At 63.7% G+C, this 25582-nt stretch carries 24 protein-coding genes; 12 read left to right on the top strand and 12 right to left on the bottom strand.

Annotated features, from left to right (window positions below; all coding sequences use genetic code 11):
- Positions 1–304 precede the first annotated feature (304 nt).
- Together NPX02_RS15225 and NPX02_RS15220 are read right to left on the bottom strand one after the other, a co-directional pair.
- Positions 305–841, bottom strand: a complete 537-nt coding sequence (locus NPX02_RS15225) for a DUF1097 domain-containing protein (RefSeq protein WP_260294623.1) — start codon at positions 839–841, stop codon at positions 305–307.
- A gap of 238 nt (positions 842–1079) precedes the next feature.
- Positions 1080–2444: an MATE family efflux transporter gene (locus NPX02_RS15220; protein WP_260294622.1), complete on the bottom strand. Its 1365-nt coding sequence runs from the start codon at positions 2442–2444 to the stop codon at positions 1080–1082.
- Positions 2445–2786: 342 nt separating this feature from the next.
- On the opposite strand from NPX02_RS15220, the gene arsN2 reads away from it, so the two are divergent.
- From arsN2 to NPX02_RS15180, 8 genes are all read left to right on the top strand, one after another.
- A complete protein-coding gene (gene arsN2, locus NPX02_RS15215) occupies positions 2787–3227 on the top strand; it encodes an arsenic resistance N-acetyltransferase ArsN2 (RefSeq protein WP_260294621.1) in 441 nt (146 codons plus the stop codon).
- 127 nt (positions 3228–3354) lie between these two features.
- Positions 3355–3912 carry a DUF1285 domain-containing protein gene (locus tag NPX02_RS15210; RefSeq protein WP_260294620.1) on the top strand — a complete coding sequence of 186 codons (558 nt, stop codon included), beginning with the start codon at positions 3355–3357 and terminating at the stop codon, positions 3910–3912.
- Between the two features lie 201 nt (positions 3913–4113).
- On the top strand, positions 4114–4755 hold the full coding sequence (locus NPX02_RS15205; protein ID WP_260294619.1) for a lysophospholipid acyltransferase family protein: 642 nt from the start codon (positions 4114–4116) through the stop codon (positions 4753–4755).
- A gap of 203 nt (positions 4756–4958) precedes the next feature.
- On the top strand, positions 4959–5342 hold the full coding sequence (gloA, locus tag NPX02_RS15200) for a lactoylglutathione lyase (RefSeq protein WP_260294618.1): 384 nt from the start codon (positions 4959–4961) through the stop codon (positions 5340–5342).
- Positions 5343–5670: 328 nt separating this feature from the next.
- Positions 5671–5871 carry a hypothetical protein gene (locus tag NPX02_RS15195; protein WP_260294617.1) on the top strand — a complete coding sequence of 67 codons (201 nt, stop codon included), beginning with the start codon at positions 5671–5673 and terminating at the stop codon, positions 5869–5871.
- A gap of 40 nt (positions 5872–5911) precedes the next feature.
- Positions 5912–8689 carry a sensor histidine kinase gene (locus tag NPX02_RS15190; RefSeq protein ID WP_260294616.1) on the top strand — a complete coding sequence of 926 codons (2778 nt, stop codon included), beginning with the start codon at positions 5912–5914 and terminating at the stop codon, positions 8687–8689.
- Positions 8661–9035, top strand: a complete 375-nt coding sequence (locus tag NPX02_RS15185) for a response regulator (RefSeq protein ID WP_260294615.1) — start codon at positions 8661–8663, stop codon at positions 9033–9035. The genes NPX02_RS15190 and NPX02_RS15185 overlap by 29 nt, the downstream gene beginning before the upstream one ends.
- A gap of 14 nt (positions 9036–9049) precedes the next feature.
- Positions 9050–10531, top strand: a complete 1482-nt coding sequence (locus tag NPX02_RS15180) for a DUF294 nucleotidyltransferase-like domain-containing protein (protein ID WP_260294614.1) — start codon at positions 9050–9052, stop codon at positions 10529–10531.
- Positions 10532–10662: 131 nt separating this feature from the next.
- Here NPX02_RS15180 and NPX02_RS15175 read toward each other — a convergent pair whose 3' ends face one another.
- The 7 genes from NPX02_RS15175 to NPX02_RS15145 all read right to left on the bottom strand — a co-directional run bounded on the left by NPX02_RS15175 (position 10663) and on the right by NPX02_RS15145 (position 16968).
- On the bottom strand, positions 10663–11103 hold the full coding sequence (locus NPX02_RS15175) for a hypothetical protein (protein ID WP_260294613.1): 441 nt from the start codon (positions 11101–11103) through the stop codon (positions 10663–10665).
- A gap of 345 nt (positions 11104–11448) precedes the next feature.
- Positions 11449–11958, bottom strand: coding sequence for a MaoC/PaaZ C-terminal domain-containing protein (locus tag NPX02_RS15170; protein ID WP_260294612.1), 510 nt, complete (start codon positions 11956–11958; stop codon positions 11449–11451).
- A 114-nt stretch (positions 11959–12072) separates the two neighbouring features.
- Complete coding sequence (locus tag NPX02_RS15165; RefSeq protein WP_260294611.1) at positions 12073–12480, bottom strand: VOC family protein; 408 nt, start codon at positions 12478–12480, stop codon at positions 12073–12075.
- A gap of 284 nt (positions 12481–12764) precedes the next feature.
- Positions 12765–14342: a methyl-accepting chemotaxis protein gene (locus NPX02_RS15160; RefSeq protein WP_260294610.1), complete on the bottom strand. Its 1578-nt coding sequence runs from the start codon at positions 14340–14342 to the stop codon at positions 12765–12767.
- Between the two features lie 314 nt (positions 14343–14656).
- Positions 14657–15301, bottom strand: a complete 645-nt coding sequence (locus tag NPX02_RS15155; protein ID WP_260294608.1) for a TorF family putative porin — start codon at positions 15299–15301, stop codon at positions 14657–14659.
- A 426-nt stretch (positions 15302–15727) separates the two neighbouring features.
- Positions 15728–16150 (bottom strand): DUF4399 domain-containing protein, encoded by a 423-nt coding sequence (locus NPX02_RS15150; protein WP_260294607.1) that lies wholly within the window; start codon positions 16148–16150, stop codon positions 15728–15730.
- A gap of 389 nt (positions 16151–16539) precedes the next feature.
- Complete coding sequence (locus NPX02_RS15145) at positions 16540–16968, bottom strand: cytochrome c (RefSeq protein ID WP_260294606.1); 429 nt, start codon at positions 16966–16968, stop codon at positions 16540–16542.
- 158 nt (positions 16969–17126) lie between these two features.
- On the opposite strand from NPX02_RS15145, the gene NPX02_RS15140 reads away from it, so the two are divergent.
- Positions 17127–17522 (top strand): hypothetical protein, encoded by a 396-nt coding sequence (locus tag NPX02_RS15140; protein WP_260294605.1) that lies wholly within the window; start codon positions 17127–17129, stop codon positions 17520–17522.
- 300 nt (positions 17523–17822) lie between these two features.
- Positions 17823–18809, top strand: coding sequence for an N-acetylmuramidase family protein (locus NPX02_RS15135; protein WP_260294604.1), 987 nt, complete (start codon positions 17823–17825; stop codon positions 18807–18809).
- On the opposite strand, the gene NPX02_RS15130 is transcribed toward NPX02_RS15135, so the two are convergent.
- A complete protein-coding gene (locus tag NPX02_RS15130; protein ID WP_260294602.1) occupies positions 18781–21516 on the bottom strand; it encodes a tetratricopeptide repeat-containing protein in 2736 nt (911 codons plus the stop codon). The genes NPX02_RS15135 and NPX02_RS15130 overlap by 29 nt on opposite strands.
- Positions 21517–21961: 445 nt before the next feature.
- Here NPX02_RS15130 and NPX02_RS15125 point away from each other — a divergent pair, with 445 nt between their 5' ends.
- Both NPX02_RS15125 and NPX02_RS15120 read left to right on the top strand, forming a co-directional pair.
- A complete protein-coding gene (locus NPX02_RS15125) occupies positions 21962–22288 on the top strand; it encodes a zinc ribbon domain-containing protein (protein WP_260294600.1) in 327 nt (108 codons plus the stop codon).
- 21 nt (positions 22289–22309) lie between these two features.
- On the top strand, positions 22310–23317 hold the full coding sequence (locus NPX02_RS15120; RefSeq protein ID WP_260294599.1) for a TIR domain-containing protein: 1008 nt from the start codon (positions 22310–22312) through the stop codon (positions 23315–23317).
- Between the two features lie 165 nt (positions 23318–23482).
- Here NPX02_RS15120 and NPX02_RS15115 read toward each other — a convergent pair whose 3' ends face one another.
- Positions 23483–24250 (bottom strand): efflux RND transporter periplasmic adaptor subunit, encoded by a 768-nt coding sequence (locus NPX02_RS15115; protein WP_260294598.1) that lies wholly within the window; start codon positions 24248–24250, stop codon positions 23483–23485.
- Positions 24250–25569 carry a TolC family protein gene (locus tag NPX02_RS15110; protein ID WP_260294597.1) on the bottom strand — a complete coding sequence of 440 codons (1320 nt, stop codon included), beginning with the start codon at positions 25567–25569 and terminating at the stop codon, positions 24250–24252. Before NPX02_RS15110 ends, NPX02_RS15115 begins: the two co-directional genes overlap by 1 nt.
- Positions 25570–25582: the final 13 nt, after the last annotated feature.

Here is a 25582-nt window from a genome sequence, read left to right as displayed (position 1 = left end):
CCAAGAACCACCGTCTTCCCGGCGCAGGCCGGAGGAGTGGTGCAGGAGGAGTGGTACAGGGATGTACCATTTACGGAGCCGAGGATGCCATGCACCGGTTACGGACCTAAGGATGGAATGACGAAAACCCTGCAATTCGCCTTAAGTTAAGTGCCTTTCGAACCGGTACCCTTTCGACACACCCTTCGCGTAGTGGAGAAGGGACTGATCGTATTAGCCCTGACCAACAGCAAATGACGGAACCCAGCGGCTGCCAGGTTCCGTCGTTTCGCCGGCGCTCGGATAGTGAAGCCCGATTTTACCGTCAGGCGGTGGCCGGTGCTTTGCCGACCAGGGCGCCACCGAGTTTGGCCGAGGCATAACCGAAGAGTGCGCCGAGGATCATGGAAGCCGGGACAATCAGCAGGGCATTGCCGAAATTCAACGCAGTCAGGCTTTCCACTGTCAACGCCTGTGGGGTCTGCAGCAGGAAGGCAAAGGTCGATGCATAACCGTAAACGGAAGCGGGAATGACCGAGAAGGCCGGGATGTGGGCGGCCAGGACCACGACCAGTACGGTAGTCCCCACCACAATCCCTGCCCACACCGGCAAGGTCAGCGCGGCGGCCAGCGGGATCAGGAGAATGACCACTGCCGCGGTCCAGGCGCAAACCACACCGAAGATATTGCCGACGATGGTGTTCTTGAGCGCGGCATCGTCACCGCCGGAATGATAGAAACAACCCCAGGCGACAAACGCCGCCCAGATCAGTACGGGCCCGCTCCAGGCTGACAAAAATGCCCAGGTGGCAATCCCGCCAAGCAGACTGATGCTGATTGATAACGCAATGAGTAAACTCATACCTAAATCCTCCTGTTATATTTGTGATACGCGATTTAACGGCTCGCGCAGAAATAAGTCCCGGCATGCGGCAATGGGAACAGGGATATAATGTGCGGACTGGGATTTTTTACTGTTGGCAATTAGTTCATTGGACCTAAGTCGAGCCGCGGGGAGGATTAGACTTAGGTCTATTCGACTTTATGCCGATTCGCGATTCCGGCACGGCGCCCTGCAGATGGCATGCGCCACCCCGCCTTCACTCGCGCATCACCCGCTTGCGCCCCAGCAGATAAAAACGCAGGTTGAGCAATAGCGCGGCGGTGGTCAGGCCCACCGCCAATCCACCCCACAGGCCCTGTGGCCCCACGCCCCATTCGATACCGATGATCCAGGCGGAGGGAAAGCCGACACCCCAATAGGAGAACATGGTGATGAACATGGGCACGGCGGTGTCTTTCAGTCCGCGCAGGGCGCCGGAGGCGGAGACCTGCAGGCCATCGGAGAACTGAAACAGCGCTGCGGCAAACAGCAGGGTCATGGCCATCTCGGCGACGCCGCTGTCACGGGTGTAGAGGGCGACAATCAGTTCCGGAAACAGCAGCAGCAGCGTGGCGGAGAGCGCCATGATGCCGCCGGCCATGACAATCCCGACCCGCCCCCGGATCAGCGCCAGCGCATAGTCCCCGGCGCCGGCGGCATGGCCGACCCGGATGGTGATCGCCTGGGCGATGCTCAGCGGCAGCATGAACATCATGGCCGCGTAGTTGAGGGCGATCTGATGGGCCGCCATCTCCACCTTGCCCAGGCGGCCCATGAGGATCGCCACGGCGCTGAACATGCCCACCTCCATAATGATGGAGACGGCAATCGGCAGACCCAGTCTGAGGATGCGCGCGATCTCCTTCGGGCGCGGTCCGGAGAACGCCACAAACAGCGCCAGATCCCGGAAGCGCCGGCTGCGCGCAAGATAGCCAAACATCATCAGCGCCCCCAGCCAGAGGCCGATAGCGGTCGACAGCGCCGCCCCGGCGGCCCCCATGGCCGGAAAGCCGAAACCGCCGAACATGAACCCATACATGAACAAGTAGTTGCCCAGAATATTGAGCGGCAGCAGCAGCGCCTGCACCAGCATCACTGGCTTGGTGTTGCTCAGCCCCTCGTTCAGATAGCGCGGAGCGAGGTAGAGACAGAGTCCCGGCATGCCCCAGGCGCTGATTCGCAGATAGTCGGCGGCCAGGGGGGCGATTTCCGGATCGATCGCCAGCAGCGGCAGCGCCGCCGCCATGCCGTAGGTCAGCGGGACCGCCACCACCCCAACCAGAACGGCTACCCAGAGCCCCTGATGGAACTCGGCGGCGATCGCCCGGTCATTGCCGGCGCCGTTCAGATGGGCCACCAGGGGCGAGATCGCCAGGGTGGCACCGATACAGGCGAGCAGCATCAGCCCCCAGAGCGAGGAGCCGAGGCCGACCGCGGCCAGTGCCGAGGCGCCGAGGCGTCCGGCCATCACCGTGTCGATGAAACCCATCCCCACCTGCAGCAGCTGGGCCACCACCAGGGGCCCCGCCAGCAGCAGGGTGGGGGTGGCTTCGCGTCGCCATAGACTCAAACGTTGCGGCATAGCAAAATTTCACCTGATTACCCATTTAACTCAGCTGAGTTGCGGAAAATATTAGCCGCGAATGAACGCAAATGAACGCGGATAATGTCATTTCGTAAACATCTTATCCGCTGGTTTGGGGAGTACCGATCATTTTCGGGCATGTGTCGGTCCTGCTTAAATCCTGAGCGGGTGGTTGTCTTAATCAATATTTGCGTGTATTCGCGTTCATTCGCGGCTTAAATAGACGGTATTCGGCCATGGCTGAGTCTGGTGGGTAATCAGGAAATCTCAAAACAACCAGTGGCCATGCCGGCCGTCCCTGCGAGTGGGTGCCTTCCCCCGGCGGACCGAGGAAAACCGATGCACATCATACCCGCAACCGATCTTGATAGCGTGAGGCATCTGCTGCGCTCCGCCGGCTTGCCGACCGGGGATGTGGGCCTCAATCCGCAGGCCCGCTTCTACCTGATCGAGCTGGAGGGCGAGGCCGTCGCCCTGGCCGGAATCGAGTGCCATGGGCAGGAGGCTCTGCTGCGCTCCCTGGTGGTGGATCCCGAATACCGGGGCCGGGGGCTGGCGGCTGGTTTGGTCCGGCATATCCAGCACGTCGCCACCGGGCAGGGGGCGTCGACGCTCTATCTGTTGACCACCTCGGCCGCCGACTATTTCCGCCGCCGGGGGTTTCACGAAGTGGCCCGTGACGCGACGCCGGCCAGCATCCGCCAGACCCGCCAGTTCGCCGACCTCTGTCCCGCGGAGGCTGTCGTCCTGTGCCGCCGGCTCACGCCCCGGACCCGATGACGGGGGGGCAGACCGGTGGGCGCATCCCCCCCAGTCCCGAAGCCCACGGGGGACCGATGCACCATCCCGGTGTCGGCTATTCTTTGAGATAATCCGTATGATTACGGCCACCACAGGCAACCATTGGATGTCCAGACTCGACCAGATCCTTGAACAGATCAAGACCCGGGAAGCCCACAGCACCGCCCGGCAGCCGTGGCAGCCATCACTGTGCGGCGATATCGATATCCGCATTGCCCGTGACGGCACCTGGTATCACGAGGGCAGCCCGATCCACCGCGAGTCACTGGTGAAACTGTTCGCCTCGGTGTTGCGGCACGAGGCGGACGGTGAATACTACCTGCTGACCCCGGCCGAGAAGATGCGTATCCGGGTGGACGACGCCCCCTTTGTCGCGGTGCAGCTGGAGCGGCTCACGGAGCCGCAACCCAGCCTGCTGTTCACCACCAACCTGGGCGAACAGATCGTGGCGGATGCGGACCATCCGATCCGCGTGCTGTTCGATCCCGCCAGCGGCGAACCGCGCCCCTATATCCACTTTCGCGACAACCTGGATGCGCTGATCAGCCGCAGCGTCTACCTGGCGCTGGTGGAGCTGGGCGAGCCGTTTGAACGGGACGGCCAGCCCCACCTCGGAGTCACCAGCCAGGGGATCCGCTTCGACCTGGGCTGCATCGAGGAGTAACCGGCGAATCGGGGGGGCGCAGCCAATATTGAACCGGTATCATGAGCATGATACCCACAGGTGTCGGAGTCAAACCGGCTCCCTACCGTGCATCGGTTCACCGGACCGGGCCCGGTTTGACTCCGACACCTCCGTAGTTTTATGGGCATGGATTCCAAATTTATTTATTTAAACCGGCTCCCGGGAGCCGCAAAGGTGCCCATGCGCAGTGCTCGAATCACCCACGATTGTCCGACCACCAACCTGATCAGCTACTGGATCGGCCGCCTCATCCTGACCCTGATGGGCTGGAAGGTGGAGGGGGAGATCCCCCCGGGTAACAAGTTCCTGCTGATCGGCGCCCCCCATACCAGCAACTGGGACTTTCCCATCGGCATCGCCGCCACCTATGTACTGCGGTTGCGAATCCACTGGGTCGGCAAACACATCCTGTTCCGCCGGCCTTATGGCGGCCTCATGCGCTGGCTGGGCGGGATCCCCGTCGATCGCGGGCACCCGAGCGGCGTCGCCGCACAGCTGGGCCGGCAGCTTCAAGCCGCGGACCGCATGGTGTTGGCGATCACCCCGGACGGCACCCGCAGCCGCCGGGAGTACTGGAAGTCCGGCTTCTACCGCATCGCCCTGGCGACCGGGGTACCGCTGCTGTGCGGCTCCCTGGATTACGCCAGCAAGACCGCGCGGATCGGCCTCTGCTTCGTGCCGACGGGCGATATAGCGGCCGACATGGCGCGCATCCGCGCCTATTATGCCGACGCCACCGGCGCGCGCCCGGAGAACCACACGCCGATCCGCCTGCATGAGGAGCTGGAGGACCCGTTGCCCCAGCCACGCGAGGCACAATGACGTAACTTTCCCAGAAACCGCATTTCAACCGCCAAGGACGCAAGGAACGCGAAGTAAAACTTTGACTTGCATTCTCCTGGACCTTCACCTTCCTGGTTGGATCGAAGATGGGGATACACCGCTGTATCTCTTTGTGTACTTTGCACTCTTCGCGGTTAATTGAGGTTTATAAAATCATTCACCACCACCCAAGGAGCAGACCGATGAGAATACTCCACACCATGCTGCGTACCGGCGACCTGCAGCGCGCCATCGACTTCTATACCCGGATCCTGGGGATGCGGCTGCTGCGCCAGCAGGATTACCCGGAGGGTGAATTCACCCTCGCCTTTCTCGGCTACGGCGACGAATCGACACAGAGCGTCATCGAGCTGACCTACAACTGGGGCGTGGACTCCTACGACCTGGGCAATGGCTACGGCCATATCGCCATCGAGGTGGATGATGTCTACCAGGCCACCGAGCAGATCAAGGCGCAGGGCGGCCGGATCCTGCGCGAGGCCGGGCCGATGAACGCCGGCCACACCGTCATCGCCTTTGTCGAGGACCCGGACGGCTACCCCATCGAGTTGATCGGCGCACGCTGAACCTAAAAATCTCATTTCAACCGCTAAGGACGCAAAGAACACGAAGGAAAACACCGACTTGTATTCTCCCAATCCTTCACCAGCCGGGTTGGACCGGAGGAGTGGTGCAAGGATGCACCGTTTACGGACCTGAGGACGGAAATGAAGGTAAGCCATGGTACCTCTTTGCGCACTTTGCGTCCTTCGCGGTTGAATACGCTGGTACGGGCGGCGCGCGGTGTTTCCGCCGCAATTTCGGCCCGGAACGAGTCGTTCCCCATGCCACTGCCCCCCGGCATGGCTTTGTCCTATACTTGGGTGAATAAAAGTCACTACCAAGAGGGCTGGCATGCGACGGGCCATTCTCACCAGTCAACGGCTGCTGGCGGTCTTCCTGACCGGCATGCTGCTGCTGTTCTCTCCCATCGTGTCGCTGTTCGACCGGCCGCTGTTCTGGCTTGGCATCCCGATGATCTACCTCTACCTGTTCAGTGTCTGGGCCATCCTGATCGCCGCCATGGCCCTGATCATCAGCAGTAGTCAAAAGTGATGCCGGTCCGTACCCCACAACAACGGGCGGGACATTGAGCATGCTCGGCGGCCCGCTCATCGTCGTCACTTCCTTCCTCTATCTGGGCCTGTTGTTCGCTATCGCCTACTGGGCCGACCGGCGCGCCGACCAGGGGCGCTCGGTGATCGCCCACCCCACGGTCTACGCCCTCTCGCTGGCGGTCTACTGCACCGCCTGGACCTATTACGGCAGCGTCGGCCGCGCCGTGCAGAGCGGCATCGGTTTCCTGCCCATCTACCTCGGACCCACCCTGGGGGCGGCGCTCTGGGTGTTCCTGCTGCTGAAGATGATCCGCGTGAGCAAGTCCCAGCGCATCACCTCGATCGCCGATTTCATCTCCTCGCGCCACGGCAAGAGCCACCTGCTGGGCGGGCTGGTCACCGTCATCGCGGTGGTCGGCGTGGTGCCCTACATCGCCCTGCAACTGAAGGCGGTCTCCAACAGCTTCACCATCCTCATGCACTACCCGGACATCACCATGCCGGGCAGTGCCACCGCCCTGCCGATCTGGCAGGACACCGCGCTCTATGTGGCGCTGCTGCTGGCGCTGTTCACCATCCTGTTCGGTACCCGCCACCTGGACGCCAGCGAACGCCATGAGGGACTGGTGGCGGCCATCGCCTTCGAGTCGATTGTGAAACTGGTGGCGCTGACCGCGGTCGGCCTGTTCGTCACCTTCGGCCTCTATGGCGGCTTCGCCGACATCATGCAGCAGGCTCAGGAGGCCGGGCTGCTGCAGTCGATGATGAATGCCACCTCGGTCTCCGACCAGAACTGGTTCACCTTCTCCTTTCTCGCCGCCATGGCGGTAATCCTGCTACCGCGCCAGTTCCAGGTGGCGGTGGTGGAGAACAGCAGCGAGCGCCACATCTCCCGCGCGGTCTGGCTGTTTCCCCTCTACCTGCTGCTGATCAACATCTTCGTCCTGCCCATCGCCCTGGCCGGTCAGCTGGCGTTTCCCGACGGCCGCGTCGATGCCGACACCTTCGTGCTGACCCTGCCAATCGCCCACGGCCAGGAGTGGCTGGCCATGTTCTCCTACCTGGGCGGGCTGTCGGCCGCCACCGGCATGGTGATCGTCGAGACCATCGCCCTCTCCACCATGGTCTGCAACGACCTGGTGATGCCGGTGCTACTGCGCCACTGGCGCACCCGCAGCGTACCGGCCGACCTCACGGCGGTACTGCTGCGGGTGCGCCGCGGGGCGATCTTCGGCATCCTGCTGCTCGGCTACACCTACTTCCACGTCGCCGGAGAGGCCTACGCCCTGGTCTCCATCGGCCTGATCAGTTTTGCCGCGGTGGCCCAGTTCGCCCCCACCATGATCGGCGGCCTGTACTGGCGCGGCGGCACCGAGGCGGGCGCCCTGGCCGGACTGGGCGCCGGTTTCACGATCTGGCTCTACACCCTGCTGCTGCCCTCGTTCGCCAAGTCCGGCTGGCTGCCGATGACGTTTCTGGATTCCGGACCCTTCGGCATCAACCTGCTGGCGCCCCAGGCACTGTTCGGTCTGCAGGGGATGAACGAGATCAGTCACACCCTGTTCTGGAGCCTGACCGCCAATATCGGCGCCTACCTGACGGTCTCCCTGCTACGACCGCCCAATGCCGAGGAGACCGCCCAGGCCAGCCTGTTCGTGGATGCCATGAAATACGACCGCCCGGCGATCGGCCTGTGGCGCGGCAATGCCGAGGTCACCGAGCTGAAGCGGCTGGCCAGCCGCTTTCTCGGCCGCGACAAGGTTGACACGGCGTTTGCCGAATTCTCCCGGAACCGGGGCACCGGCTATAACCCGGCCCAGCCGGCCGATGCGGAGACGGTGCACTTCGCCGAGACCCTGCTGACCGGCGCCATCGGCAGCGCCTCGGCGCGGGTGATGGTGGCCTCGGTGGCCCAGGAGGAGCCGCTGGGCCTGGAGGAGGTGATGGGCATCCTCGACGAGGCCTCGCGCATACGCGCCTACAGCAAGGAGCTGGAGCAGAAGTCGCGGGAGCTGGAGGCGGCCACCGCCGAACTGCGCGAGGCCAACACCCGGCTGCAGGAGCTGGACCAGTTGAAGGACGACTTCATGTCCTCGGTCACTCATGAGCTGCGCACCCCCCTCACCTCGATCCGCGCCTTCTCGGAGATGCTGCTGGATGACCCACGCATCAAGCTGGACGACCGCAAACGTTTCCTGGGCATCATCGTCGGCGAAACCGAGCGCCTGACCCGGCTGGTCAATCAGGTGCTGGACCTGGCCAGGATCGAATCGGGACGCGGCGAGTGGACGACCGGCGAGGTGGATCTGGCGCAACTGATCCGCCAGTCCATCGAAACCACCGGCCAGCTGTTCCGCGACAAGGGGACGGAGGTGGAAACGCGCATCCCCGAGGGCGATTTCCGCGTCTGGGCGGACCGCGACCGGCTGCTGCAGGTGATGCTCAACCTGCTCTCCAACGCGGTCAAGTTCGTCCCCGCCGGCAGCGGCCGCATTATCATCACGCTGAGCGGCGGCGACGAGGATTACCAGGTGAGCGTGGCGGATAACGGTCCCGGCATCTCCGCCGGACAGCAGGAGCAGATCTTCGAGAAATTCCAGCGCGGCGACGGCGACAACCTGGCCAACCCCATGGGCACCGGCCTGGGGCTGCCGATCAGCCGCCAGATCATCGAACACTTCGGCGGCCACCTGTGGGTGGAAAGCCCTCCCGGAAAGGGTGCTATCTTCTCCTTTAGGATGCCAAAAGGCAGCGCCAAGCTGCCGGCAAGCGAGACAGGATCGAGTGATGAGCCAGCATATATTGATCGTGGATGATGAAAAGAACATCGCCATCTCCGTTGACTACCTGTTGCGGCGGGAGGGCTACGAGGTCTCGGTGGCCCATGACGGCGAGGAGGGGTTGCGGCGGATCCGCGACGACCGGCCGGACCTGGTGCTGCTCGATATCATGATGCCGAAACTGAACGGTTTCGAGGTGTGCGAGGCGGTACGCCAGGACCCGGAACTGGCCGGGGTGCGCATCGTCATGCTCACCGCCAAGGGGCGCGACGCGGAGAAAGAGAAGGGGCTGGCGCTGGGAGCCGATGCCTATATCACCAAGCCGTTCGCCACCCGGGAGCTGGTCAGTCAGGTGAAGGCGCTGTTGCAACCGACGACATGAGGAGGCCCACCCACATGGAGCACGACAGCGAAACACGCCTGGAGATGAGCGGCGGCTACAGCCAGGCGGCCGGCCCGGGATTCGTCGAGGGCCCGCTGCGCCAGCTGGTGCAGCGGCCACCCCTCACCCTGCCCCCCTCCGCCACGGTGCGCGAGGCGCTGGCCGGGCTGAACCAGATGCAGGCCGACACCCTGGTGGTGGTGGATGAGCAGGCGAGTCTGCCGCTCGGCATCGTCACCCTGAACGACCTGGTGTATGCCATCACCCTGGACGGCGGCGGCCTCGATGAGCCGGTCGCCGGTATGATGACGGCCGCCCCCCTGAGCCTGCCGGCCGACGCCCCGGCGCATCGGGCCACCGTGCTGATGGCAAAACGGGGGGTGCGGCATATCGTGCTGCTGGAGCCGGACGGCCACCTCTGCAACGTCATCTCCCGGGCCGACCTGTTCGGTCTGCGCGGTGGCGGCGCCGACCTGCTGGCCGAGGGCGTCACCGCCGCCATGGATGTGGCGCACATGGCCCTGGCCGCCACCGCCATCCGCCAGCGCGGCGCCGAGCTGTTCAGCGGCGGCATGAACGCCGAGGCCATCTGCCACTGGATGTCGGCCCTCAACGACCTGGTGGTGATGCGCGTCATCGAGCTGATCGAGGACGAATTCGACCTCCCCGCCGTACCCTGGTGCTGGATGGTGATGGGCTCCGAGGGGCGGCTGGAGCAGACCTTCGCCACCGACCAGGACAACGGCCTGGTGTTCCAGGCCGACGACGCCGGTGCCGCCGCCGCGCTGCGCCAGGCGTTTCTGCCCTTTGCCCGGGCCGTCAACAAGGGGCTGGACGCCTGCGGCTTCAGCCTCTGCCGCGGCGGCATCATGGCGGGCAATCCGGCCTGGTGCCTGAGCCTGGACGAGTGGAAGGGGCGCTTCAGCGAATGGATGCGTACCCCCGACCCCAAGGCGCTGCTGAACAGCACCATCTTCTTCGATTTCCGCCCGCTGTATGGTCGTTATGAGCTGGTGGATGCACTGCGCAACTGGCTGCTGCCGCAACCCCCGGAGCATCCCCGCTTTCTGCGCGCCCTGGCGGAAGAGGCGCTGACCTGCGGGCCGCCGCTCGGCTGGACCGGCGGTTTTGTCTTTGACGGCGGCGTGGAACACCCCCACAGCATCGACCTGAAACGCTTCGGAGCGCGGCCGTTCGTCGACGCGGCGCGGATCTGGAGCCTGATGTACGGAGTCTGGGCCACCAGCACCGGGGACCGGCTGCGGGCGGTGGCGGAACCGCTGCGCCTGTCCGCCGAACAGGTGGCCGGGGAGGTGGAGTCGTTCTACCTGATCCAGCGCTTCCGCTTTCGCCAGCAGCTGCTGGCGGAGGACCCGGACGACACCAACCGCATCAACCCCGATGACCTGAACGAGCTGCATCGGCTGATGCTCAAAGAGGCGTTCAAACAGGCCAAGAAACTGCAGCTGCGGCTGAAACTGCAGCACGGCATTTAGTCGCGTAGGGTGGCCACGTAGCGTAGTAGGATGCGGTGAGTAACACGAACCGCATCAAGTCTTTCCGAGAATGATGCGGTTCGCAAGCTCACCAGCATCCTACAGTGCGGTTGGGCTTGTCCGACCGATGCCTAGAACCCGTACCCGTCATCCGTCTGTAATTGTTCGAAGGCCGAAACCCGCCCCTCTACGAATTCGACCCGTGCCACCGTGTACTCCTCACGGGTCTCCGAGTTGATCCAGACACTGTGGAAGGAGATGTGTCGCCGACCCTGGCTGTCGAGGAAATAGACCGGGATGCTCATACGGTCCGTGTAGGGATAGTGCCTGACCCGGGTATAGCCCCAGACCGTGGCGTGCCGGTCACGGCTGGTGCGGGTGAAGACCTGGTCCGGCGGCCCCCAGGCGAGCCGCACCATATCGGCGTTAAAACCGACCTCGACCTGCCCCTGACGCACCTGCTCCTGGATATCCGCCGGGAATGAGTCGAACAACGCCTGGTTCTCGGCAATGCGCCGATCCCGCAGCTCCTGCACCGAGGCACAGCCGACCAGCGCCAGCAACAGACACAATAAGACGATTACGGCCTTGCGGGCACAACGCCCTGCTACGCGGACCTGGATCAAGCAAGAGCACGTGATATTTTTGTAGGGTGGATAAGCCGGTAGGCGCATCCACCGTAGCACTGATGAGGAGTGGTACATGGATGTACCGTTCACGGACCTGAGGATGGCATGCGTCTCTGGCTTATCCACCCTACCTCTACTTCCCAGCCGCAGGGGGGCTGCGTTCACCTGACGTAAACTAAGAATCAATGACTCAGCGCCAAGTTCTTCATGAGACAACATGGTCAAGTCACTCCCGATTTCGATCCAACCGCTACAGCCTTTCAGCTAAAAGTATAGGCCGCCTGTCCGTCAGTCGGAGTGGTTAGCTCGTTCCTCCCAGCCGGGACGCCGCCGCACAAACCAGGTGGAGCTGAGGGTGGCCACCAGCTCGCCGCCCTGGCGACGGATCTCATTCCGCAGCTTGAGCATACCCTCGCCCGGACGACTGCCCAGCTCCCGGGCCTCGGCGATCTCGGTGCGGGCCGAAAGCCGGTCACCGGCAAACACCGGTTTCAGCCAGCGGATATTGTCCCAACCGGGCGAGATCACCGTTTCGGCGTTGGGGAACGCCTCTTTGCTGAGGCGTCGCCAGATCGCCGCCACCTGCGGACCGGAGGCGATCAGACCGCCCCACCCCTGGGCCACCGCCGCCGCCTCGTCCAGGTGGAACGGCTCCGGGTCATACAGGGTGGCAAAGGCGATCATCTGGTCGCGGCGCATCACCCAGTCGCCATACTCGAACACCTGGCCGACGGCGAAGTCCTCGAACCAGATCATCTCCGGAAAGACGCCGTTCGAAACGGATTCACTCTGCTGCATAGGTTTTCCTGTTGGTGGATCTTGTGCATGAGGGGTCGGAGTCAAACCGCCCCAAGTTCTCCGCAAAAGCCACCACCTGCGGGCGGTTTGACTCCGACCCCTGGAGGAGACCCATCAGTCCCTCGGCCCGACCCAGAAGAACGGATTGTGGGCGATCTCCCAGAGGTGGCCGTCGGGGTCCTTAAAGTAACCTGAATAGCCGCCCCAGAAAACCTTCTGGCCCGGTTTCACCAGGGTCGCCCCAGCGGTCTCCGCCTGTGCCAGCAGTTGATCCACCTCGGCCTCGCTCTCCACGTTGTGCGCCAGGGCGAAGCCGGCGAATCCACTGCCCTCCGGCGAAACCTGGGCATCCTCGGCCAGCGCCTCGCGCCCGTACAGCCCGAGCCAGCTGCCGTTCAGGGTAAAGAATGCCACTTCCGGCGGCGATTCCATGCGCGGCAGGCCCAGCCCCTGCTCATAGAACCGCACCGACGCCTGCAGATCCCGGACACCCAGGGTGATCATGCTGATTCTCGGTTTCATCCATAACCTCCTGCGATGCTGTCTTTCGGGTAAGGATAGTGGAATAGAGGGCAAATGCACTCAGCATCCGCCCACAGCAGCGCTATATGGGCGTATAGCAGCGGAAAACTGCCCGCAACAGGGCCCGTGCCAAGCGGCAGATCGGTGACTGTCGGCGGAATATAGCCGGAACCCAGGTCAACTCACCGACCGCCTGACACGGCTATGCTGACCTTGGAACAAAACATACAAGGTTGGGGTGAGCCTGCGAACCACAACGGGGTTTCATGCCTGTGCGCCATGCCTCAACCGCGCTTGTCCATGAACTGCTCGACCAGGCTATCCAATTGGATAATGGAGTGCACGATCTCCTCGGCCACCTTCGCGCTCTTCCCCGCCCCCAGTGACGTCTCTTCAGCCGCCAGGCTGATATTAATGACACTCTTTTGGATATCTTCCGCCACCGCGCTCTGCTCTTCCGAGGCGGTCGCGATCTGGTGATTCATTTCACTGATCCTGTCTATCGTGCCGGTCAGGGTTCGCAGCGCATCTCCCGCCCGTGCGGCAATATCAACACAACTGCCGGCACTCTCCTGACTGCACTCCATGACCTGCACCGCCTGCTTCGCCCCACTCTGCAGGTGTTCAATCATCTTCTCGATCGCTTGCGTCGACTCCTGGGTACGGCTGGCCAGGGTCCTGACTTCATCGGCCACCACGGCAAAGCCACGCCCCTGTTCACCGGCCCGTGCCGCCTCGATGGCGGCGTTGAGTGCCAGCAGGTTGGTCTGCTCGGCAATGCCCTTGATCACCGCCAGGATGCTACCGATATTTTCGCTGTAACCGGAAAGCTGCTCGATTACACCGGATGCTCGCTTGATCTCATCGCTGAGACCGTGCATCGCGCTGATGGTCTCCTCCACAACCACCTGGCCGGCCTGGCTCTCCTCCTGACCCGCCGCCGTGTGTCTCGCCGTCATGGCGGCATTACGGGCGACCTCCTGGACAGTCGCGGACATCTCCGTCATCGCCGTGGCGACCTGGGCAATCCCAATTTGTTGAGCGGCTACGCCAGCGCTGGTATTTTGCGCCGCATCCGCTGTCGCATCCGCCGTCTCACGCAAGATCCTGGTGGTATCCGACAGCCGGCCGACCACCGCATTGAGTTGCGACCGGCGCATGCGCAGCGCCAACTGTATCTGACCGAACTCATCATCCCGGTTGCTGTAGACCCGACTCATCAGCGGATTGTCGAAAATGCTCTTGGCATGTGTTATCAGCACGCCCATCGGCTGCATCAGTACGCTATTGACCACCACAATCAGCACGGCACTCACTACCAGCCCGCCGAGACTGAATGGCTGGACGGCAGCTATCTGAGTGAAGGCCGTCGCCGGCAGCAGCGCCAGCAAATTACCCAGGATCAGCAAATTCCGCAGCCCCAGCCGAGCACGCCAGCTAAGCGCTACTGTTTTCCCTTCACTCAGTTTCTTGTAGAGGGGTATGGCACGCGCAACGCCTTCCCGCCCCGGCTTGTAACGCACCGATTGATATTCGACCGTCTGGCCATGTCGTTCGATAGGGGTAACCAGCGCATCCACCCAGTAATAATCACCATTTTTGCAGCGATTTTTAACCAACCCCATCCAGGGCCTGCCGGCCCTTATGGTATCCCAGAGTGATTGGAATGCGGCCGGCGGCATATCCGGGTGACGCACAATATTGTGGTTGTGGTGCAGCAGCTCCTCTTCCGTGAAACCGCTGACAGCGCTGAAATCCGGGTTGATATAGGAAATGGCCCCTTTCAAATCGGTGGTGGACAGTATGTTGGCATCACCGTTGAAATCCTTTTCCACATCCGTGACAGGGTGATTGACTTGCATGCGTACTCCCTCGCTGGAATATCAGCCGTAATGGTTGGCCGATTTGTTAAGGACTCAAGTTTCGGAGTTCGCAGTGCTTGTAGGGCGGATAAGCTTGCGCATCCACCACCATCCGATTCATGGTGGATGTGCTGATGCTTATCCACCCTACAAATTCAGCGATTTGGGCTTTGTGAAATGAACTCCGAAAACTTGAGTTAAGGAGAGCGGCCGATCGTACAGAATCTTTATCATATTCTTATCGGGACATTGAAGATGCTTCATTTCACGAAGCGGGGTAGGGGCGGCGGACGCCGCCCCTGGTCTGGAAAGGATCAGAAACTCTTCGAGACGGTGAAGATACCCCGGCCATCTGCCAGGGAGTTGTTATCGCTGTCGGTATCGGTATAGGCCAGTTCGAAGTCGACCCCGAAGGCGGATTTGCTGACGCCCACTTTCCAGTCCGTCACCTCATTGCCGGCATCCGGATCGGTATAACCGACATGCAACCCGAGACTGAAATCCTGCGGCAGGGCGAAATCGGCCCCCGCCTCCCAGTAGGTGTTGTCGTTGTCCGGGTCATGGGAGACCTTGGCACTGAGGAAGTCGTAACTCAGACCCAGATAGACCTCCTCGAAGTTTAGGTTGGACTCACCGGGATAGTCGTAGTGAATCACGCCCACGTCGACACCGAGGCCATTGCCGAGTTCGGTGCTGTAACCGCCGTAGAGATCCAGCTCCACATTGGCATCGCTTTTGAAATCGACATTGGAACCCCATACCCCGACATAGAACCCGCTGGCATGGGCATAAGCAAAGCCGCCCTGGATGGCCGGTCCATTATCGGTCTGCGAGGTACCCCGCCAGACATAGTCGGAAGTCAACGCCACGTTGCCGCTGATCGGACCCTCGGCCAGGGCCAGACCGCTGTATGAACCCACCATGAAACAGCAGGCGATGGAAATTTTTTTCAGCTTCATTGGATCAACCTTTCATTAGTAGTGTGATGGATCAAACACGCCCGCACCTCCCTCGGCTCTGGCTTCCTGCTTCGCTCTCCCTCCCTGGACAAACGGGACACGTGGGCGCGGTTGGCTGCCGATCACTCAGCACGCCCTGTGCCAAATCCTAAAAGACCTGATAATACAACGAGTTGGCAATGAATTGCGGAAACGGGGCCAGACGCCGTGCACAAGTTTTGTGCACCGCCATACAGCTCGTGCCCCGGTCTGCTTCAAACCGGCGCAGGATCCGCGCGAGCGCTGCCGACCCAGGCAGGCACGGGGGCCTGCCCCTACATACGGCAGGATCCGTGCGCGCGCTGCTGACTCAGGTGGATTACGGGCCGGATAGGAACGGCCAGTCTGCCGCTTTCCACGGGCAGCCTGGCCGTCGGTGTGGGAGGATCACTTCACGGTGATGGTGATCGGGTCGGAGACCACCGGCGGTTCATGGGGAATGTGCGCCTTGTCACCGAGAATCAGCTGCAGGGTGTGCTTGCCGGGACTGAGGGTGAGCTCGGCCTCGGTCTGCCCGCCACCGAAGTGCTTGATCTCCTGGCTCAGGGGCTGATCCATAGCGGGCATCATCTCACCGTCCACCATCAGGTGGTGGTGGCCGGTGCTCTCCTTCTCGGTACCGGCGGGCGCCACCCCCATCCCCCTTAATCCAAAGATCACGCTGAACGTGGTCGGCACCGTCTCGCCATCCGCCGGCGAAATGATGTAGACCGACGCCTCCTGCGGCGCGGGGGTACGCTGCATCTGTGCAACGGCAAGGCTGGAAACCAACAGCAGTAAAAGCAGCAGCGGGGCTCTGAGCGTTTTCATTATTCTCTCCTTGTAACCGCGTATCGACCTGACGCAATTTTGCCAACTCCTCCATCCCGCCCAAACCGGCCACCGGACGATGCTGCACGGGCGATTAGAATCGGGCGGGGACTACAGATCAATACTAGACAGGGAATCGGCGGGTAACAACATGGAGAAAGTATGCTTGTCGGGGTCACGGTGGGTTCACCCGGTCGGTCGAACCCTCAATGGTGGTTGCGGCATCGGTGGGTTACACGGCGCCTAAGCGTTGTCACGGTCTGAAAGTGGCGTGCCTGTGCGCCGTTAACCCACCCTACGATGGCGGACGCAGGATGGGTGGAGGAGGAACGACGTAACCCATCAACAAAACGGGGTGACAGCGCGGCGATGGCATCACGCCCCCCCGTTTACTGCACCCGGTAGCCCGCATGGCAGCCGACACAGGCCGCGGTGACCTGTTGCAGCGCCTGGTACGCCGCCATCGCATCGCCCTCCTGGGCGGTGCGGGAAAAACGGCTGGCGGCCCCGTGCATCCGGGTGCCCGCCTGGCGCATCCCCTCCGGGTAGAACGGGGCGATATGGCTGGCTCCGTGCTTGTCCAGGGAGCTCATACCCAGCTCCGCCTCGGCCAACTCGGCGGCCTCATCCAGCCGCCCCTCGGCCAGCTGCAGCAACAGCCGGTCGATCACCACCAGGTGGCCGCGCATATTCTGCAGCATGTGCGCCTTCATCGGCGCCGGCAGTTCCACCATCACCCGGGTGTCCGGCTCGGCGTGGACCGGGGCAACCAGCAAAAAGGAGAGCAGGACAACTGCCAAGCGGTATGAACTGGACATGGGACGCCTCGCGAGATCTCTGGAAAAGCACCATTCTAGGAGCGGGGACCAGGCCGCACGTATGATTGAAATCATATACCGACAGTCTACATAAACCTGGGGAAACGCTCCGGGTCGAGCGGCTTGACTCCGACCCCGGCATGATCCAAATTGAGTCTATGATCACCCTTCGCCGCTACCGCAAACGTCCTGACCAGGCGGTCACCGCCATCCGCCTGGAGCTGGACACCGAGGGTCTCCGTTATCACAAATGGGGGGCCGAGCAATGGGCTCGGGCGGGCGACTGGCTGGTCGACAACCGGGGTGACGTCTATACCGTCGCCGCCGATGTGTTTGCCCGCACCTACCGGGAGGTTGCCCCCGGCCGTTATATCAAGACCACGCCGGTGTGGGCACGTCGGGCGCAGACCGCCGGGACGCTACCCACCCGGGAGGGCGAGTCACACTACGCGGCGGGGGACTACCTGGTGTTCAACCAGGCCGACGAAACCGATGGCTACTGCATGGCGGCGGAGCGGTTTCACGCCATGTATGCGCCCGATGACGCCGAATAGCTGACTACGGCCGCCATCGTAGGGTGGGTTAGCGGCGCACAGGCACTCCACTTCCAGACCGTGACAACGCTTAGGCGCCGCGTAACCCACCGATTACGCAACCGCCAAACGGTGGATTACGGCGCGCGCAGGGTGCAATGCAGACGGACATCCCCTGCGCCAAGCGCGCCTAACCCACCCTACGGGAGCTACGTCTCTCGCCGCGGTTCCAGTCGCTGGGGTTACGCCTTCGGCTAACACGACCTACCCCCGGCTGTGCCATACTTTCCCCTGTACTGCCGTGCAGGCCGGACCTTGGAAATGGATTTTGTCACCCTGATCAATGACCCCCGCGTCCAGCGGATCCTCACCCACCCCGAAGATGACGGCAGCGCCTGGCGCGCCGCGCTGGCGCGGTTCCTCGCCGCCGACGTCCGCCTGACCCGGCAATCGGCCGGCGAGTCGGCCATCGGCGCGCTGCAGCGGCTGATGATCTTTCTCGGTTACTCCACCGCGGCCAGCGGCGCCTTCCTGATCGACGGCGACTTCGGCCGCGGCACCAACCGGGGCATCGCCCAGTTCAAATACGAGCATCGTCTCAGCGGGGAAATCCTCCGCGCTGACTTGTGTTATCCCTGCCAGTGGAACAGCGCCCGCCGCCTGATCGACAGCATCCCCGACGCCACCCTCGACCAGGTCACATTGCGGGCGATGCTGCAGGAGGCGATCCGGCGCTGCGAACAGCAGCTGATCATGGCGGGGGATTTCGAGTTGGCGCTCTTTCATCTCAATGCCCTGCAGCAAAACCGCTTCCTTGATTGCCGGGCGATCCTGGAGCGCTACGGTGCCGCGGCCGAGTCCGCCTCGCGTCGCCTGCGGGACACCGAGAGTGTCGAGGTGAGACCCGAATGGATACTCTCCATCATCCGCCAGGAGACGGCGGGGATCATCCGGCCGCGCTTCGAACAGCACTACCTCTCCCGGCTCAATCGCGCCCATCCGGATGGCGACCTGGCGGAGCTGCGCATGCGCTCGATGAGCCTGGGGCTGGGCCAGATCATGGGCAGCAATTACCGCGCGGTGGGCGCGCCCGATGCCGGTACGCTGTTCACGGCACCGCTGGATGAACAGGTGGCCTATGTGGCCCGCTTCCTGAAACCGAAACAGGCCCAGACCCGCAAGCGCGACCCCGCCGAAGCGGACTTTCATCAGGTGGCGCGCTTTTACAATGGCCCGCAATACGCCGCCCATCATTACCACGAGCGCCTGGCCCGCTGGTTCAGGGAGTTCCGTCTACTGATGTCATGACAGCGCCCTTGCGCGGCGCTGAACGCAGCCGACCGAGGCGCAGGAACAGGCGGTCGAACAGCGCCAGATGCAGCATGGGAAGTGTCCACCCGATCAGGCCGATACCCACCCCGATGGCGGCCCGCTGCAGGATCGAACGCAGGCGGAAAAATTGCATAATACGTTTACCGAAACGCTGCCCGAACAGCGCCAGGACCAGGTAGCCGACCAGCAACAGCACGCCACCGCCGGCCAGGTTCCGCAGGGTGAGGGCGTTGACCAGCCAGCCCCACAGCGCCCGCATCGGTGCCGTCTCCATCAGGCTCAGTTGCGGATGGTTGCGCAGTCCGTCGATAAACCAGTAACCGACACCGCCCAGCAGCAACAGGGCCAGCGCAACCGCCAGTGTCTTGAGCGCGGCGCTGAGGTGCCACACCTTGAAAAACTTCAGGTGCGAGACCGCCAGGTGCCGGTCCAGCGCGGCGGCACCGAGCCCGGTGCCGGATGCGTTGGTCGATTGCATGGCCGCGTCCAGTTCGCGGAACGGCCAGGGACGGGTGATATCCCGCGCCAGGGGAAACGCGCGCAACTCGCCGGCCGCCGCGGACATGGCGTGGTAACCGCTGTTCATCAGCGCAAACGCCTCCACGTCGGTGAACGAATCCAGGTCGGTGCGCATCATGGCCAGGCGTTGCTGTACCTCTTTGCGGATGCCATAACGGGTGACCGGCGCCGCCGCGGCGGGATCCGCCGGCACCCCGCTCCCCTTCCAGTCGAGCTCGCGCCCCTCCAGCCCCTGGGTCAGGTGCACATAGGTCATGCCCTTGAGCAGCACACTCTCCTTGCGGGCGTGCAGATCCTCGTATTCGCTGCCGCGTATCCGCCCCATCATCACCGACATGCTGCGCAATACCGGCCCCAGGATTCCGCCGGCGGGATCATCGTCGGCGCTGAGCTGGCCGCTGGCATCGCTGACGATCATCACCGCGCAGTCCTGCTCGGTGAGCGCGGCCACCCCCAGATTGTCATACACCCCGCCGTCCACCAGGCGGATGTTGCTCCGCGCATACAGCCGCGGCAGTTCGAGCGGCTCGAACAGGCCGGGCACGCAGGAGGAGGCCGCCACCGCGTGGCCGAGCCGGAAGTGGCGATAGCGCGGTTCCGGCGCCTCCTGGTAATAGAGCCGGCGCAGGCGCGGGTTCTTGTCGAACTCCCGGTTGACGATATTGGGCGACTCGCCCATCCAGCTGACGGTGAACTGCCACAGATGGCCGGTGTTGAGGGTGGTGGCGTTGAGCACCAGTTGGGGGATCTTGTGGCAGCGCCGCCAGTTGACATCACCGGGGCGAAAGCCCTCGGCCTCGTCCGGCGGCCGGATGGCCAGCTCATCCAGGTAACGCCGCGGCGCGCCGTCGTCATCGACCCGGCTGTAGAGATGCTGCTCATACAGCTCGCCCAGATACTCGGTGCGCGAGTAGGTGGGCAGGAACAGCATCTTGAGATTGGCCAGGGGATTGGCCAGCACCCGCATGCGCAGATTCTTCTGCACCCCGTCGAGGAAATCGTCGATCAGCTTGTCCACCAGGTCGAGGTAGTCGCGCTGGCTGATCTCGGCATCGCCCAGGCCGCGCCGGGCCGGATCGTCGCGGTGCCGGGTGAACTGCAGCAGGCGGCGCAGCTCCAGGTAGTAGTGGGCGCCGACGATGGAGCCGCCGGAGACACAGGAGAGCACTTCGAGGTGGCGCAGCATGTCCAGCTCGGCCAGTCGCGCCAGCACCCCCAGATGATAAAACGAGGCGCGGAAGCCGCCGCCGGAGAGGGCCAGCCCCACCTTGCCCGCGGCCAGGGTATGCGCCGCCCGGGCGGACGACTCGCCGAGCAGCGGGATGAGCGCCCGCCACGCGGGCGTGTCGCGGATGGCGTCGGGATCCTCCAGCGGCGCTTGCACCTGAACCAGATGGACCAGCTGCTCCACCGTGCTTTTGCGCCACCAGTCCGGCACCCCGTGCAGCCGGGCGGCCTGCGCCAGCAGGCTGTCGGCACGTTCACTGTCACCCACCCCCAGGTGAGCCTCCGCCAGGGTCGCCAGCAACCAGTAATCCGCCGTGGTCACCTGGGCGGGAGGCGGCAGATGCTCGGTAAGGACCTCGATCACCTGGCGCCGTATCGCCAGGGCATCCTCACGCTGCGCCCGGGTGCTGTCCATGGTGGTGTTGGCTTGGTGACTGCCAGTCTCCAGCCAGGCCAGCACATCCTGGATATAGGCGGCGTTGATCGCCGTGTAGCCCGCGTCACCGGCCACCCCGCACTCGAAGCCGCGCCGATAGTAGTGCAGCGACTGCTCCAGCCACTGGCGGCGGCTGTCGATACGCCAGCGTCGCTTGTAGAGCGCACCGACCAGGCCGAGGGTCTCCTGGTCCCGGGTGGTGGGGAGATCGAATTCCGCCGCCAGCAACTCCAGCGCCCGGTCAAACGCCTGCAGCTGCAACAGGCTGTGGTCCTTGTAGGTGGCCAGGGCCAGGGCCTGCACCAGGCGGATGCGCTGGGCGCGCTCAATATCGCCGCGCGCCAGCACTTTCAGCAACAGGCGCCGTGCCCAGTAGTGGAGATCGGCCGCGATCAGCTCCCGGGCCAACCGGTCCACCTCCCCTGCCTCCATCGCCTGGCCGCGCAGGACCGCCCGCGCCCGGCCCACCAGTGCTGAATTGGTCTCCTTGCGTTTATCCATGGTGAGGCAAACTCCCTGTGCCGGGAACCGGACCCGACGTCTAGCCGCCGATTTACAAGCTGAGTATAGTCAAGCGCCTTTGGCCCAGGCGTGCTGCCGCAACGTGCCGAACAGAACCGTGAGACCGGGGAACCGGCCTCGCAATCAAAGGGAAGCATTGGGCCACCCCTTCGGCCCACTTTCCGGACGTAGGGTGCCGGTGAGCCCGCGAACCGCACCAAGCCGCATCGGAAACTACAGCACCCCTCGATGCGGTTCGTTTCACTCACCGCATCCTACGTCCTGAGTAGAGTCGGACGCCCTTTGGCCACGCCGCCTGCCGCGACGGGTCCGGTGGTCTACAATTTTAACTGCCGGCGCACGGCAGGTTGGCCCCACGGATGTCGAGCTTCGGGGCCGGGTGGATGGAGCGATCACTCCATCAATCAACAGGGAGAGGCGCAACATGTTTTGTCCGGAGTGCGGAACAGAGAACCCAGACAACGCCCGCTTCTGTGGCAACTGCCGCCATCCGTTGGCCAGCCCGGCCGGTGGCGGGCACGCGGGGAGCCCGGTGGTCGAGCTTGGCGCCGAGCCGCAGGGAACGGTCCCGAATGGCCTGAAGTACGGCATCCTGATCGCCACCCTGTTCATCCCGTTCATCGGCCTGGTCATGGGCATCCTCTACCTGGTGCAGGGCGAGTCGGAGGCGAAGAAGGATGCCGGCAAGCTCTGGCTTTACGCCAGTATCGCTATCATGGTCTTCTATCTGATCATCAGCGGCGACCTGTAGCCGGACGCAACAGGTGAGTCGATGAGCAACGCCTCCGCCATTATCACGCTGCAGCGTACCCGGACCAGTTCCAATCAGCTGCGCCAGTTCACCATCACCCTGGACAACCGGTCCATCGGCAAGATCAAGTCGGGCCAGACCAAACAGTTCAAGGTGCCTGCCGGACCCCATCTCATCGCGGTCAAACTGGACTTCTACAAAAGCCAACCGCTGTCCATCCTGCTGCAGCCGGAGCAGGAGCTGGCGCTACGCTGTGGTGACCGTTCACCAGAGAACCTGAAAGAGGTCTTCAGCCTGAAGGGGTTTGAGAAATCGATCAACGCCGTGGTCAAGCCCAGCCAGTATCTCTATGTCGAACTGGGTGAGGCGCGGCCACCTCCCCCGCCGGCGCGCAGCGCCGCGACGCCTGCCCGACCGCCGGCCGCGGCGGCGCGAAAAAGGCGTTCCGGCAGTATCTTGGTCTCCTATCGGCGTGAAGACAGTCGTGAGATCACCGGCCGGATCTGTGACCGGCTGAACGGCGAGTTCGGCAAGGAGACGGTATTTCGCGACGTGGATTCGATCCCCGCCGGGGTCGATTTTCGCCAACACATCGGCAACACCATCGACCACTGCAACGTGCTGGTGGCGATCATCGGCAACCAATGGCTGGAGGCGAAAAATGCAAAGGGTGAACGCCGCCTGGAGCTGGCCGGCGATCCGCTGCGGGTCGAAATCGAGACCGCCCTGAACAAGGGCATCCCGGTAATCCCGGTGCTGGTGAAGAACAGCCGGATGCCCGATGCCGACGAGTTGCCGGAGAGCCTGCAACCGCTGGCCTATCGCAACGCCATCATCATCCCGGGCGAACCCTACTTCCATTACGGCGTCGACCGGCTGATCGAGGAACTCGGCAAGAGCCTGTCACCGTCCGGGGCGGCGCAACCCACCGCACAGCAAAAGTTCTGCATCCACTGCGGTGCCGAGCTGGTTGCGGGCAACCGCTTCTGTATCCAGTGCGGCCAACCGGCCGGTGATGCAGCGCCGTGACAAGGGTGGCGGTGGGTTACGGCGCGCGCACGGTACCATGCAAACGGCCACCCCCCGCGCCCGGCGCGCCTAACCCACCCTACGGGAGCGCCGGTCGCATCATCCACAATCGTCGGCGGGGGGGGGAAGGGACAACCTGACCCATCAACATGACCGGCTCGCCCCTTACTCCAGGGTGCGGATCACCAGCGGCAGGCCGGTCCGTGCCGACAGCCCCTCGGGACGATCGAACACCACGCGCAATTCATACAGCGGCGCCCCGTTGCCGGCCGTCTCCACCGGCTCCAGTCCGACCCGGTCTATCCGCGCCTCGAGCCGCTGCCCGCTCAGCTCCACGCTGGCCCCGGCACCGCTCTCCAGGCGTGCAGCCAATTCGGCACCGATGGCCGCGCGGGCGACCAGCCGGTCGTCCCGCGCCAGCTCGATCAGGGTCTCGGCACGCAGGCCGTTGATCACCGCCTGACCCGGCTGGGCAGCCACATGAATCACCAGCCCGGAAAAGGGCGCCTCGATACGGCTCTGCCGCAGCAGGATACGCGCCTCGGCCAGGTCGGCCCGGGCCTTGTGCCAAGTCGCCTTGGCACGTGCCTCGCCGATCTGGGCCAACTGCAGGTCATGATCCGACAGCACCGTGCGGTCATACAGCTCGGTGGCGCGCTCCAGCTCCCGCGCCCCCTCGTCCCGGTTCTGCCGCGCCTCTTCGAGTTCGGCCTCGGCCCGGACAATCCGCGCCCGCAGATGGCTGTCGTCCAGGGTCACCAACAGTTGACCTTTTTCCACCCGCTGGCCGGGCTTGACGGCAACGTCGGCGATCACCCCCGAGACGGTCAGCCCCAGGCCGACCCGCTGACTCCAGTCCAGGGTGGCGTTCAGCTCTTCAGCCGCCGCCGTGTGCATCAGCAGCGTCGCCAGCACTAGCAGTATCCGCTTCATTATTGTTGTTCCTCCACAGCCCTTGCCTCATGTTCTATAAGTGTCCCGCGCAGGGCATCGAGATTGGCCCAGGCCATGGCCAGCTCGTAGTCCGCCATCGCCTGCTGCAATTGATAGTCGGAAATCTGCGCCTGCGCATCCCCCAGGTCCGACTTCACCTCCAGCTCATAGAGGGCGCGGCTGCGGTCGATATAGAGATCGCGGTAGGCGCCCAACGCCGCCATCTCCTTCTGCTTGTCCCGCAGGACCTGGATCTCCAGCCAGAGATCCAGCACCGCCTGGCGCAGCTCCAGCTCACCGTTGGCAAGCAGCGCCTGCTGCTGATGCAGCCGGGCGATCTGTTTGGCCAGCGCGGCGTCGTACGTGCTGCTGAACAGCGGCACCTCGATCACCAGCGCCGCCGCCAGCGGGTCGCGGGTACTGGTGACCCGGTTGTACGCCGCCGCCTCCACCTCGCCATGGATGGTGGGGCCATAGTAGGAGCGTGCCGCCCGCACCTCGGCCTGGGCCGCCTCCACCTGGCGGCGCAGGGCACGCAGGCGCGGGTTGTTGTTCAGCGCCTCCTCGGTCAACGGGGCCACCTCGGGCAGCTCCCGCTCAAGCGCTAACGGCGGCGCGGCCAGGGTACCGGAGAGTTGTTCGGGACGATTCAGGCTGATGGCCAGCTTCAGACGGCTGGCGCGCTGTTGATTGCGGCTGCGCTGCCACTCCGTGCGCCGCTGCTGAAACAGGCTCTCCAGCTCCAGCACCTCGATATCGGAAAGCTGCCCCTGCTCTTGACGCTGCCGGGCCTTGTCCCAGTGCAGGTAACCCATGGTCATCGCTTCGTTGTCACGGATGTAGCGCAGGTCCGCCAGCAGCACATCGAAATAGTCGCGCATGATGGACAGGCGGCGTTGCTGGCGCGCCTCCAGATAGGACCACTCACTGCCCTCCAGCGCGGCATCGGTGGCCTGTTGCGCCGCCTCGCTGTAACCAAAATCGTACAGCCGCTTGCGCATCTTCAGGCGCAGGCTGCTGTCGTTGTTGGTGCCGTCGAGGGAGCGGTGGGAGGGGTCCACCACGCGCAGTGAGCCCGTGAGCCCGACATGCCAGCCACCCTCCGCCTCGGTCAGCTCCCGAATCGCCCGGCGCTCATCCACCCGCGCCTGCCGCAGGGTCAGCGCCGGGTGGGCCTCATCGGCCAGCGACAGGGCGTATTCCAGGGTCAGGGGTTCCGGGAGCCGGGCCTCCTCGGCGGCCAGGGCGGGCGCCAGCAGCAGCGCCATTGGAAACATCGCCAGAGGCAGCAGTCGCTTGAGCAGCTGTTTATGCTTCATTTATGCGCTCCGG

Source organism: Sedimenticola hydrogenitrophicus (assembly GCF_025175675.1).
In the GTDB taxonomy this organism is placed as follows: domain Bacteria; phylum Pseudomonadota; class Gammaproteobacteria; order Chromatiales; family Chromatiaceae; genus Sedimenticola; species Sedimenticola hydrogenitrophicus.
This window is presented reverse-complemented; position numbering and strand designations above follow the sequence as displayed.